3 protein-coding genes are annotated in these 14,777 nt (G+C 41.2%); all 3 read left to right on the plus strand.

Annotated elements, in window-relative coordinates:
• Positions 1-2: 2 nt before the first annotated feature.
• Genes FHG64_RS02095 through FHG64_RS02105 form a run of 3 tightly spaced genes read left to right on the plus strand, consistent with a single transcriptional unit; the run spans position 3 to position 13,313 of the window.
• Positions 3-10,496, plus strand: a complete 10,494-nt coding sequence (locus FHG64_RS02095) for an HYR-like domain-containing protein (RefSeq protein ID WP_139064857.1) — start codon at positions 3-5, stop codon at positions 10,494-10,496.
• Positions 10,497-10,506: 10 nt separating this feature from the next.
• Complete coding sequence (locus tag FHG64_RS02100) at positions 10,507-11,421, plus strand: PorP/SprF family type IX secretion system membrane protein (protein WP_139064858.1); 915 nt, start codon at positions 10,507-10,509, stop codon at positions 11,419-11,421.
• A gap of 17 nt (positions 11,422-11,438) precedes the next feature.
• Positions 11,439-13,313 (plus strand): OmpA family protein, encoded by a 1,875-nt coding sequence (locus FHG64_RS02105; RefSeq protein WP_139064859.1) that lies wholly within the window; start codon positions 11,439-11,441, stop codon positions 13,311-13,313.
• Positions 13,314-14,777: the final 1,464 nt, after the last annotated feature.

Below are 14,777 nucleotides of genomic sequence, written 5' to 3' on the forward strand. Positions count from 1 at the left end.
CTATGGAAAAAAACTATTTCAAAGCTATTCCTGGAAGTTTAAAAAATTTCTGGATACTGCTTCTTGTTGTTATTTTAGGAAATTCTGTGCAAATATATGCACAGGTACGGGTAGATTTTAATCAGCGTACTTCTACAAGTACGCCAAATAAAAAGGTCTATAACCTTAATGGTGACTTTACCATGATAGGGAACACCAACTTGACCCTTCAAAATTATTCTACCAGCAGGACAAACAGTAATAATACCATGATTCTGGTAGATGTAGACAATGACAGCAATACCAGCAATTCGTCGATGGCGCAACTTACATTTTCAACTGAAAATGATGCAAATCCAATATGCTCTAATGTAGTATATGCCGGATTGTACTGGACGGGAAGAACCGCCAACAATAACAGCAGTAGATCCAAGAGAACAGTTAAATTTAAAGCTCCAGATGCTTCTTACAAAGAGCTCACTGCAAATCCGGATAATATAAGATTTCCAGGAGATGACAATATGTACGTGGCTTATGTAGAAGTTACAGATTTAGTGAAAGCCGGAGGAACAGGGGATTATTGGGTTGCTGATATGGAACTTACCACTGGAAATGGTGGGGCAATAGGATTTTACGGCGGCTGGGGAATGGTTGTAATATATGAAAATGCGCAAATGAACCTTCGCGATGTGACAGTTTTTGATGGTTATGCTTTTGTAGCAGGAAATATTACCACCAATTATGAATTGCCGGTTTCAGGATTTAACACTGCACAAAGCGGAAATGTAAATGTAAAATTAGGCTTTATGGCTGGGGAAGGTGACAATGCTATTTCCGGCGATTATTTTCAAATTCAGAAAAAGAGTGATAATGGTTGGTTAAGCCTTAGCCACAGTGCAAACGCAACTAATAATTTTTTCAATTCCTCTATAGAAACCGAAGGGATCCGAAATCCAAATTTGATCAATAATACAGGATTGGATATAAGTATGTTTACCATCCCAAATGCCAACAATAATGTTATAGGAAATAATCAAACTTCTACAAAATTCCGGTACGGTTCTACTCAGGATACTTATATCATCTTTAACATGGTAATGTCGGTAGATGCCTATATTCCCAAAATTGAAGGAGTGGGCTCCATTACTTCAATTAACAATAATCCGGTTAACGCTCCCTATAGTGCCCAGCCCGGAGAAGAGATCACTTATAAAGTGGAAGTAAAGAATAAAGGAACGGAAGCAATTGATAATGCTGAATTGATAATTCCCGTTCCCTTTAACGTGGAATATATTCCAAATTCGGTTCAAAATAATATTTACTTTACGCCTGCTCCGTCCCCAAATAATTTGACTTACAATCCTAATTTGGGTATCAATGGTTCCCTTGTGTGGAACATAGGCAGTCTTCCGGTAAGTTCCAATACCAATAATATATTGGCAGATCTTACAGTAAAGTTTAAGGTAACCACCAATTGTACTATACTGAAAAATTCTGTATGCGGTGATGGCTTTACAATTCCTATCACTGGTAATTTAAGCGGTAAAGGAAAAATTACCGGTACCACCTTCAATAATGTGGGTGTTATTCAGGGATATCAGAAAGATGGGGCATGCCAGGGCCAACCTGTTTCCGATAATTTAATGGTGAAAATTAATGCAACCTCTTACATAGCCGACAATTGTCAGGAAACTCCAGATGATTTAGTATTTAATTATTGCAAGAGTGAATCTGAAATTCCTGTAACTGATATTAAAATAATTTTACCTGAAGGTTCTCGTATATATAATCAATTTCCTATCAATGAGGCTATAGAATATAACGTAAGTCTTCCTAATACTGTAGGTTCTACTACTTATTATGCAACCTTAAAAGGTTCTTCCACCTGCTATATACCGTTTATTGTTGAAGTTAGAGACACACCAGTAGGAGCAATTGAAGGAACAGTTACTCAACCAACTTGCGATGTTGCAACCGGATCTTTTCAAATTGCAGATTTCGATTCAGCTAACACTTATAACTTCAATCCTGATGTAGTTAGCATTTCAGATTCAGGATTGGTAACTGCCAATGGAGGAACTTACAACTTTACTGTAACCAATACAGGTGGTTGTACTTCTGCTGCAAGCGAAGATGTCGTTGTAAATGCACAATCTCATACACCGGATTCCCCAGTTGTAGCTTCCACTTTAGACACAACCTGTGATCTCAACAATGGTACAATTTCAATTGTTGTAATGGATGGAGTTGAGTACAGTATAGATGGAGAGAACTACCAATCTACTGGTAATTTCGATAATTTGTCGCCAAACAATTACTATATAAGTGCAAGATTTATAAATGGAGACTGTATCTCAGCTACTACAGAAATTGAAATAGTTGAAATTCCCGACACAGAAGATCCGGTTCTTTCAGAATTAGAGGATATAAATATAAACGTTGATGCAGGATTATGTGGTGCCGTTGTGAACTATGAAGTTCCAATTGCTACGGATAATTGCGAAGGAACTGAAGTGAGCTTAACAGAAGGTTTAGCCTCCGGAGGTGAATTCCCGGTAGGAATTAGCACCGTTACTTATACCGCTACCGATGCTTCAGGAAACTCGGTTACTACCAGTTTTACTGTAACCGTAACTGATAATGAAGCTCCTGTACCCGATGTAGCTGAACTTCCAACCGTAACCGGTGAGTGTTCTGCAACTGTAAGTGTTGTTCCAACCGCTACCGATAATTGTGGTGGAACTATTAACGGAACTACTGAAGATGCTCTTACTTATACCGAGCAGGGAACTTATACCGTAACCTGGACTTTTGATGATGGAAACGGAAACACTTCCACTCAGACTCAAACTGTAATTGTAGAAGATGTTACTGCTCCTGTAGCTAATGTAGCTGAACTTCCAACTGTAACAGGTGAGTGTTCTGCAACTGTAGCTGTTGTTCCAACTGCCACCGACAATTGTGGAGGAACTATCAACGGAACTACTGAAGATGCTCTTACTTATACCGGGCAGGGAACTTATACTGTAACCTGGACTTTTGATGATGGTAATGGAAATATCACCACACAGGAACAAACAGTGATCGTTGAGGACGTAACTGCTCCTGTAGCAGATGTAGCTGAACTTCCAACCGTAACAGGTGAATGTTCTGCAACTGTAGCTGTTGTTCCTACTGCCACTGACAATTGTGGTGGAACTATAGAAGGAACTACTGAAGATGCACTTACGTATAACGAGCAGGGAACTTATACCGTAACCTGGACCTTTGATGATGGAAATGGAAATATCACTACCCAGGAACAAACAGTAATTGTTGATGACGTTACTGCTCCTGTGCCTGATGTAGCTGAACTTCCTACCGTAACAGGTGAATGTTCTGCAACTGTAGCTGTTGTGCCAACCGCCACCGACAATTGTGGTGGAACTATCAACGGTACTACTGAAGATGCTCTTACTTATACCGAGCAGGGAACTTATACTGTAACCTGGACATTTGATGATGGTAATGGAAACACTTCCACTCAAACTCAAACTGTAATTGTAGAAGATGTAACTGCTCCTGTAGCCGATGTAGCTGAACTTCCAACCGTAACCGGTGAGTGTTCTGCAACTGTAGCTGTTGTTCCAACTGCCACTGATAATTGTGGTGGAACTATCAACGGTACTACTGAAGATGCTCTTACTTATACCGAGCAGGGAACTTATATTGTAACCTGGACATTTGATGATGGAAATGGAAACACTTCCACTCAGACGCAAACTATAATTGTAGAAGATGTTACTGCTCCTGTAGCTGATGTAACAACTTTAGAAACATTAACTGGAGGTTGTTCAGTAACAGTAATCACTGTACCTACCGCAACTGATAACTGCGAAGGAACTATTGAAGGAACTACCAATGATCCTCTAACTTATGAAGAGCAAGGTACCTTTACTATAACATGGACCTACGATGATGGGAACGGAAATACTTCCACTCAGACTCAAACTGTGGAAGTGAATGATACCAGCGCTCCGGTGGCGGACTTGAATGACCTTCCAACGATAACTGCGGAATGCTTTGTAACTGTAGATGCTATTCCAACTGCAACCGATAATTGCAGTGGTGAGAAATTTAACGGTACCACTTCAGATCCGTTGACTTATAACGAACAGGGAACTTATACGATTACCTGGACTTTTGATGATGGAAATGGAAACACTTCCACTCAAACTCAAACTGTAATTGTAGAAGATGTAACTGCTCCTGTAGCCGATGTAGCTGAACTTCCAACCGTAACCGGTGAGTGTTCTGCAACTGTAGCTGCTGTTCCAACTGCCACTGATAATTGCGGTGGAACTATAGAAGGAACTACTGAAGATGCACTTACGTATAACGAGCAGGGAACTTATACTGTAACCTGGACTTTTGATGATGGTAATGGAAATATCACCACACAGGAACAAACAGTGATCGTTGAGGACGTAACTGCTCCTGTAGCAGATGTAGCTGAACTTCCAACCGTAACAGGTGAATGTTCTGCAACTGTAGCTGTTGTTCCTACTGCCACTGACAATTGTGGTGGAACTATAGAAGGAACTACTGAAGATGCACTTACGTATAACGAGCAGGGAACTTATACCGTAACCTGGACCTTTGATGATGGAAATGGAAATATCACTACCCAGGAACAAACAGTAATTGTTGATGACGTTACTGCTCCTGTGCCTGATGTAGCTGAACTTCCTACCGTAACAGGTGAATGTTCTGCAACTGTAGCTGTTGTGCCAACCGCCACCGATAATTGTGGTGGAACTATTAACGGAACTACTGAAGATGCTCTTACTTATACCGAGCAGGGAACTTATACTGTAACCTGGACATTTGATGATGGTAATGGAAATATCACAATACAGGAACAAACAGTGATCGTTGATGACGTTACCGCTCCTGTAGCCGATGTAGCTGAGCTTCCATCCGTAACTGGTGAATGTTCTGCAACTGTAAGTGTTGTTCCAACTGCCACTGATAATTGTGGTGGAACTATCAACGGAACTACTGAAGATGCTCTTACTTATACTGAGCAGGGAACTTATACTGTAACCTGGACTTTTGATGATGGAAATGGAAACACTTCCACTCAGACGCAGACTGTAATTGTAGAAGATGTTACTGCTGCTGTAGCTGATGTAACAACTTTAGAAACATTAACTGGAGGTTGTTCAGTAACAGTAACTGCTGTACCTACCGCAACTGATAACTGCGAAGGAACTATTGAAGGAACTACCAATGATCCTCTAACTTATGAAGAGCAAGGTACCTTCACTATAACATGGACCTACGATGATGGGAACGGAAATACTTCCACTCAGACTCAAACTGTGGAAGTGAATGATACCAGCGCTCCGGTGGCGGACTTGAATGACCTTCCAACGATAACTGCGGAATGTTTTGTAACTGTAGATGCTATTCCAACTGCAACCGATAATTGCAGTGGTGAGAAATTTAACGGTACCACTTCAGATCCGTTGACTTATAACGAACAGGGAACTTATACGATTACCTGGACTTTTGATGATGGTAATGGAAACACTTCCACTCAGACGCAAACTGTAATTGTAGAAGATGTAACTGCTCCTGTAGCCGATGTAGCTGAACTTCCAACCGTAACCGGTGAGTGTTCTGCAACTGTAGCTGTTGTTCCTACTGCCACCGACAACTGTGGTGGAACTATCAACGGTACTACTGAAGATGCTCTTATTTATACTGAACAGGGTACTTATACTGTAACCTGGACTTTTGATGATGGAAACGGAAACACTTCCACTCAGACTCAGACTGTAATTGTAGAAGATGTAACTGCTCCTGTAGCCGATGTAGCTGAGCTTCCATCCGTAACTGGTGAATGTTCTGCAACTGTAGCTGTTGTTCCAACTGCCACTGATAATTGTGGTGGAACTATCAACGGTACTACTGAAGATGCTCTTACTTATACCGAGCAGGGAACTTATATTGTAACCTGGACATTTGATGATGGAAATGGAAACACTTCCACTCAGACGCAGACTGTAATTGTAGAAGATGTTACTGCTGCTGTAGCTGATGTAACAACTTTAGAAACATTAACTGGAGGTTGTTCAGTAACAGTAACTACTGTACCTACCGCAACTGATAACTGCGAAGGAACTATTGAAGGAACTACCAATGATCCTCTAACTTATGAAGAGCAAGGTACCTTCACTATAACATGGACCTACGATGATGGGAACGGAAATACTTCCACTCAGACTCAAACTGTGGAAGTGAATGATACCAGCGCTCCGGTGGCGGACTTGAATGACCTTCCAACGATAACTGCGGAATGTTTTGTAACTGTAGATGCTATTCCAACTGCAACCGATAATTGCAGTGGTGAGAAATTTAACGGTACCACTTCAGATCCGTTGACTTATAACGAACAGGGAACTTATACCGTAACCTGGACTTTTGATGATGGAAACGGAAACACTTCCACTCAGACTCAAACTGTAATTGTAGAAGATGTAACTGCTCCTGTAGCCGATGTAGCTGAACTTCCAACCGTAACAGGTGAATGTTCTGCAACTGTAGCTGCTGTTCCAACTGCCACTGATAATTGCGGTGGAACTATAGAAGGAACTACTGAAGATGCTCTTACTTATACTGAACAGGGAACTTATATTGTAACCTGGACTTTCAACGATGGAAACGGAAACACTTCCACTCAAACTCAAACAGTAATTGTTGATGATGTTACGGCTCCAGTAGCTGATGTAGCTGAACTTCCAACCGTAACCGGAGAATGCTCTGCAACTGTAAGTGTTGTTCCAACTGCCACTGATAATTGTGGTGGAACTATTAACGGAACTACTGAAGATGCTCTTACTTATACCGAGCAGGGAACTTATACTGTAACCTGGACATTTGATGATGGTAATGGAAATATCACAATACAGGAACAAACAGTGATCGTTGATGACGTTACCGCTCCTGTAGCCGATGTAGCTGAGCTTCCATCCGTAACTGGTGAATGTTCTGCAACTGTAAGTGTTGTTCCAACTGCCACTGATAATTGTGGTGGAACTATCAACGGAACTACTGAAGATGCTCTTACTTATACTGAGCAGGGAACTTATACTGTAACCTGGACTTTTGATGATGGAAATGGAAACACTTCCACTCAGACGCAGACTGTAATTGTAGAAGATGTTACTGCTGCTGTAGCTGATGTAACAACTTTAGAAACATTAACTGGAGGTTGTTCAGTAACAGTAACTGCTGTACCTACCGCAACTGATAACTGCGAAGGAACTATTGAAGGAACTACCAATGATCCTCTAACTTATGAAGAGCAAGGTACCTTCACTATAACATGGACCTACGATGATGGGAACGGAAATACTTCCACTCAGACTCAAACTGTGGAAGTGAATGATACCAGCGCTCCGGTGGCGGACTTGAATGACCTTCCAACGATAACTGCGGAATGTTTTGTAACTGTAGATGCTATTCCAACTGCAACCGATAATTGCAGTGGTGAGAAATTTAACGGTACCACTTCAGATCCGTTGACTTATAACGAACAGGGAACTTATACGATTACCTGGACTTTTGATGATGGTAATGGAAACACTTCCACTCAGACGCAAACTGTAATTGTAGAAGATGTAACTGCTCCTGTAGCCGATGTAGCTGAACTTCCAACCGTAACCGGTGAGTGTTCTGCAACTGTAGCTGTTGTTCCTACTGCCACCGACAACTGTGGTGGAACTATCAACGGTACTACTGAAGATGCTCTTATTTATACTGAACAGGGTACTTATACTGTAACCTGGACTTTTGATGATGGAAACGGAAACACTTCCACTCAGACTCAGACTGTAATTGTAGAAGATGTAACTGCTCCTGTAGCCGATGTAGCTGAGCTTCCATCCGTAACTGGTGAATGTTCTGCAACTGTAGCTGTTGTTCCAACTGCCACTGATAATTGTGGTGGAACTATCAACGGTACTACTGAAGATGCTCTTACTTATACCGAGCAGGGAACTTATATTGTAACCTGGACATTTGATGATGGAAATGGAAACACTTCCACTCAGACGCAGACTGTAATTGTAGAAGATGTTACTGCTGCTGTAGCTGATGTAACAACTTTAGAAACATTAACTGGAGGTTGTTCAGTAACAGTAACTACTGTACCTACCGCAACTGATAACTGCGAAGGAACTATTGAAGGAACTACCAATGATCCTCTAACTTATGAAGAGCAAGGTACCTTCACTATAACATGGACCTACGATGATGGGAACGGAAATACTTCCACTCAGACTCAAACTGTGGAAGTGAATGATACCAGCGCTCCGGTGGCGGACTTGAATGACCTTCCAACGATAACTGCGGAATGTTTTGTAACTGTAGATGCTATTCCAACTGCAACCGATAATTGCAGTGGTGAGAAATTTAACGGTACCACTTCAGATCCGTTGACTTATAACGAACAGGGAACTTATACGATTACCTGGACTTTTGATGATGGTAATGGAAACACTTCCACTCAGACGCAAACTGTAATTGTAGAAGATGTAACTGCTCCTGTAGCCGATGTAGCTGAACTTCCAACCGTAACCGGTGTGTGTTCTGCAACTGTAGCTGTTGTTCCTACTGCCACCGACAATTGTGGTGGAACTATAGAAGGAACGACTGAAGATGCTCTTACTTATATTGAGCAGGGAACTTATACCGTAACCTGGACTTTTGATGATGGAAACGGAAACACTTCCACTCAGACTCAAACTGTAATTGTAGAAGATGTAACTGCTCCTGTAGCCGATGTAGCTGAACTTCCAACCGTAACAGGTGAATGTTCTGCAACTGTAGCTGCTGTTCCAACTGCCACTGATAATTGCGGTGGAACTATAGAAGGAACTACTGAAGATGCTCTTACTTATACTGAACAGGGAACTTATATTGTAACCTGGACTTTCGATGATGGAAATGGAAACACTTCCACTCAGACTCAAACAGTGATCGTTGATGACGTTACTGCTCCTGTAGCTGATGTAGCTGAACTTCCAAACGTAACAGGTGAGTGTTCTGCAACGGTATCTGTTGTTCCAACTGCCACTGATAATTGTGGTGGAACTATCAACGGAACTACTGAAGATGCTCTTACTTATACTGAGCAGGGAACTTATACTGTAACCTGGACTTTCGATGATGGAAATGGAAACACTTCCACTCAGACTCAAACAGTAATTGTAATTGAAATCGACGCCCCTGTTGTAGCTTCGGTTACACAACCAACCTGTGATGCAGAAACCGGATCTTTCAGCATTACTGCTGTTGAAGGTCTTGAATATAATATAAATGGTGGTTCATACACTGCAACTACTACTTTTGAAGGGCTTTCCGCAGGTACTTATACTGTAACTGCAAGAACCGCTCAGGGATGTGTTACTGAGGCTGTTTCAGTAACAATAAATGCACAACCTGCAACTCCTGCCGCTCCGGTGGTATCCTCTGTGAGTCAGCCTGGATGTGGTGTTGCAACAGGATCATTTTCGGTACAGGTGGTTAACGGACTGGAATATAGTATTGATGGAGAAACGTATACTACTTCAGGAAACTTTGAAGGCCTGGAGCCGGGGATCTATTTTGTAGCCGCGATGAATGAAACAGGATGTATGTCGGCTCTTACAGAAGTTGAGATCACTGAATCCTCCACTCTTCCTTCTCCTCAGGTTCTTGCTGTGGTTCAACCATCTTGTGAGGTGGCAACGGGATCTTTCACTGTGGATGTAGAAGAGGGTGTTACCTACAGCATAAATGGTACAGATTACCAGGCTGAAGGTGAATTTACACAACTTGCACCGGGTATCTATTCTTTAACCGCACGAAATGAAGAAGGATGTGTTTCCCAGGCTGTGGAAGTGACCATTAACACGGTACAGGGCGCGGTTGCTATAGAAACCACTACTGTAGACCTATGTATTGAAGATGAGACCTTTGATCTTTTTGAACTATTGCTGGGGGATTATGACGATTCAGGTTCCTGGAGCGATCCAACCCAAACTGGTGCCCTTACAGGAAGCAGAATTGATCCTTCCCTGCTGCCGGTTGGAAACTATACCTTCACCTACAATCTGGGTGGGGAATGTCCTTCAACAACGATGGTTGCTGTGAGCATCAATGATCTTTGTGTGGTTCTTCCCTGTGGATTCCAGGATATCAAGGATAGCATTTCAAAAGCAGTTACTCCCAATGGAGACGGATATAATGACTTTTTCACGGTAAACCTGAATACAGATTGTGGTTTCACCTACAATGTAAAAATCTTTAATAGATGGGGGTCACAGGTATACTCTGCAGCAAACTACCAGAATGACTGGAATGGAAATTCAGACAGGTCTGTAACTTCCTCAAACCAGCTACCTTCAGGTACCTACTTTTATATTCTTGAAATAAATGGAAGTGGTTTTGAGCCAATCCAGGGTTACATCTACTTAGGAACTAAATAAACCAAATCAAATGAAAAATTATTACATCCTCATATTGATACTTTTTGTGGGATTGTCCTCTGCCCGGGCACAACAACTACCGCAATTCACTCAATATATGTATAATACCATAGCGATAAACCCTGCCTATGCCGGGAACAGGGATGGACTATCTCTAACGGCACTTCACCGTAGCCAGTGGGAAGGAATTGAAGGTGCACCACGTACACAAACCTTTTCTATCCACTCCCCTCTTTCCAATGAGAAAGTTGGTCTGGGCCTTTCTGTGATCAATGATAAGACCGGGTATGAGAACTACACCTATTTGTATGGGGATTTCTCTTACACTATCAATGTGAGTGACGATGTTACCCTTTCCTTTGGTGCCAAGGGTGGATTTAGCTACTACAATCTTGATGAGAATTTATTTACTGAGCCAAGTGTATTACAAGATCCTTTCTTCAGGGAGCAATTTAATCGCTGGACTCCCAATGTGGGGGCCGGGTTATATTTATCTTCACAGGACTGGTACGTAGGACTTTCAGCTCCTAAATTGATCAACAATAACAACAATGAATTTAGCGAATACGTCGCCCTGGAGCAGGTTCATTATTATCTAACCGGGGGTTATGTTTTTGATCTTAGTGATACCTGGAAACTACGGCCTACCGCTCTTGCAAAAGTAACATCGGGAGCACCGCTTTCGTTTGATATGTCGGGAACCGTGATCTATGATGAGAAGCTTTACCTTGGTGCCACCTACAGGATTGATGATGCAATAGGAGCCTTTCTCGATTTCCAGATCTTTGAACCATTAAGGATTGGATATGCTTACGAGTACTCAATCTCAGACCTTAGGCCATATACTTCAGGATCCCACGAGATCATCCTGATTTATGAAATGAGGTATAAGAACACCAAATTCAAATCCCCAAGATTTTTCTAAACTATAATAAAGCTATTATGAGGAATTTCAACTACTTATTAATTCTACTATTCATTGGAAATAGTTTTATAAGTTCAGCTCAAAATGCAAAGCAAAGAAAAGCCGACAGGCTCTTTAATGACCTTGCTTATACAGAAGCTGTAGAGGTTTATAAAGACCTTGTGGAAAGGGACCATAATACCCTCTACAACAAGCAAAAGCTTGGAGACAGTTACATAAAACTTCGCAGGCCTTCACAGGCGGTGGCATATTACGAGGAGATTGTAAATGACCCTAACGTCTCTCCTGAATATTATTATAAGTACGCACAGGCATTAAGAGGGGTTATGCGATACGAGGAATCCCGGGAATGGTTACAAAAATACAGAAACTCCAAAGGTAATACTCAAAATGTTGACAGGATGCTGGAGGGAGATGTTTCAGATATCGAGATAGCCGATGAGTATTCACTTAATGGTGTGAACTTTAACTCCGGTTTCAGTGATTTCGGAGCCTATGAAAAGGACGGAAGAGTATATTTTGTTTCCTCCAGGGATGATGGGATGTCAAAGAAAAGTAAGACTTATTCCTGGACGGGAGAGCCGTTTTTGGATATATATCAATTTGAAGCAGGAAATGTTACAGCCCTACCGGGTGATGTGAACACAGTATTACACGACGGACCTTTAACTATAACAAAGGATGGCAGATATATGTATTTTAACCGCAACAATTATCTGAATAATAAACAGGGTAAGCGCGATAAGGATAAAACAAATCACCTTAAGATCTACCGGGCAACCAATGTTAATGGACAGTGGAAAGATGTGGTAGAACTGCCGTTTAACAGTGACTCCTACTCAGTGGGCCACCCTGCGCTTTCTGCCGATGAAAAGACCCTTTATTTCGCTTCAGATATGCCTGGAGGTTTGGGAGGGACAGACATTTATAAAGTTGAGATCCTTGGTGAAAACGAATATGGAATACCATCTAACCTGGGAAAAGAGATCAATACCCCCCAGGATGAGGCCTTTCCTTTTGTAACTGAATATAATGTACTGTATTTTTCTTCCAATGGCCACCTTGGAATGGGAATGATGGATATATTCAAGGTAGATCTTGGACAAATGGGAATTAAGGTAACCAACCTTGGAGAACCTGTGAACAGCAATATGGACGACTTCGCCTATTTCATGATGAATGGCAATAATACAGGTTATTTTGCTTCAAATCGTGAAGGTGGAATCGATAATATCTACGGGTATAATCTTTTAAATCCGTTAATTTTAAAAGGTACTGTGACAGATGCTATCAACAAAAGACCTGTTCCAAATGCAACCATTCGCTTATTTGATGAGAATAATAATCAGGTTGCATTCCTTGAAACAAAACAGGACGGGACTTACGAAACTGAAATAAGCAGGAATAAGGAATATCCTGTAGAAGCCAAGCATATTGAGTACGAGGAGAAAACAGGTAGCATTAGTTCTATGGACAGCAACGAGCGCGATGAACTGGTTTATAATATTGAACTCGACCCAATTGAAGATGTTGAATATTTAGCTGAAATTGATATCATCTATTTTGACTTTGACAAACATAATATAAGGCCAGATGCTGCAAAGGAGCTGGATAAACTTGTTGACCTGATGCAGAACAAATATCCGGAACTTGTAATTGAAATAGGTTCGCATACAGACAGGAGAGGAAGTGAACAGTATAACGAAGGCCTTGCTGAAAGAAGAGCGAAATCCACCTATGATTATCTTATATCAAAGGGAATCTCTGAAGATAGGATCGTGGAATACAGAGGTTATGGTAAAAAAGAACCTGCAATAGACTGTGACCAATGCACAGAAAGAGACCATCAAATGAACCGAAGATCTATTTTCAAGGTGGTAAAAATGAATTAAAGTTTTAGGGCAAATGATTAAAATGGGTTCGGCAGCAGTCGGGCCCTTTTTTTTACCTCTCACCTTCCCTAAACCTTTTTCTCATAACCAGGTCATTAATATAAATTGGAAACATAGAATTTTTATTAACTGCTTCTATTGATCCTGTCCCATAGAGACTTTCTATGGGAAGGAAACTATTATACCTATGAACAACCTGTGCCGTTAGGTACAGAATATATTCGGGATATTTATATGCCGTACCCGAAAGGCACAGGTAAAAAATTAATTTTGATTCTACCCATAGATAGTCCCTAACGGGACAAAGCATCTTTGTTATAGCTATGCGCTAATTGTTTTTTAAGCCCAACCACAACCATTCTAATGAATCCTAAAAGAACCTTCCTACGACAGCTGAAAAAGGTTTCAGCATCCAATCGCCTGAAACAATGCCAGCCCTATCGTTGGCCTCCAGAACTATCCTTTAGCCAGATGTCCCGCAGGGACTTTCTATGGGTAGAAAATTTTTATCTGGGAAGCAACCTGTGCCTGTAGGTACAGAATATATAGAGCGTATTTATATGCCGTACCGAAAGGCACGGGAAAAAATAGCATTTCGATTCTATCCCTAGATATTCCCTAAAGGGACAAACGACCTAGGGAAAATAGGTAGTCTAATCGCTTAAACCGAATCACAAGCATTCTTATGAAACCTAAAAGAACTTTCATTCGTCCTTCTGAAAAACGTTTCAGAATCTAATGATCTTAATACTTACCGCCCCTCTCACCTGCCTTCATCTTTATCTTTTAACTACTCGGTTATAAAAATTAAAGAATGTGAAAATTGCACGCACAGCCACCGGTGCTCCTGTTCCGTAGGGACTTCTATGGGTAGAAAATTTTTATCCGGTGAACAGCCTGTGCCGTTAGGTAAAGAATATACACAGGAGATTTATATACCGTACCTAAAGGCACGGAAAAAAAATAGCATTTCGATTCTACCCACAGATAGTCCCTAACGGGACACAGCAACTATGGAATATATGTGCGCTAATCGGTTAAACCTAATCACAAGCATTCTAATAAAACCTAAAAGAACCTTCAAGCGTCATGCTGAGACCCCGATAAATTTTTTTTTATTAGCGTGAGGTGATGACGTATGAATATCATCAATGAGTATAATATTCTTCTTTGCAGAATTTCTCCCGGCCTACGAAAGCTTATCGTAAAATTTGAAATGAGAGGGGCGTTAAGAATTTTAGGCTGTTTGAGCACAACGGAATATTCTCGCAGGATTTTATTTGCCCGCGAGTTCCTAAAATTTAGCCACCGAATGAAAAATTTAGAGAAGCTTTGGTAAGCCTAAACTTTTTTGGTTCTTTTTTTGCAACCGACGACCAAAGGGAGAGGATTGCAGCAAAAAAGAACAAGCGGTCCTATATAATGCCTATAAACCTGCCTGGATAATGTAAGAAAAATAGAATA

The sequence above is a fragment of the Antarcticibacterium flavum genome (genome assembly GCF_006159205.1).
Classification (GTDB): domain Bacteria; phylum Bacteroidota; class Bacteroidia; order Flavobacteriales; family Flavobacteriaceae; genus Gillisia; species Gillisia flava.

Excerpts from the sequence above, each read along its gene's own strand:
- FHG64_RS02100 (WP_139064858.1), top strand. The coding sequence starts at position 10,507 with ATGAAAAATTATTACATCCTCATATTGATACTTTTTGTGGGATTGTCC.
- FHG64_RS02095 (WP_139064857.1), top strand. The coding sequence starts at position 3 with ATGGAAAAAAACTATTTCAAAGCTATTCCTGGAAGTTTAAAAAATTTC.
- FHG64_RS02105 (WP_139064859.1), top strand. The coding sequence starts at position 11,439 with ATGAGGAATTTCAACTACTTATTAATTCTACTATTCATTGGAAATAGT.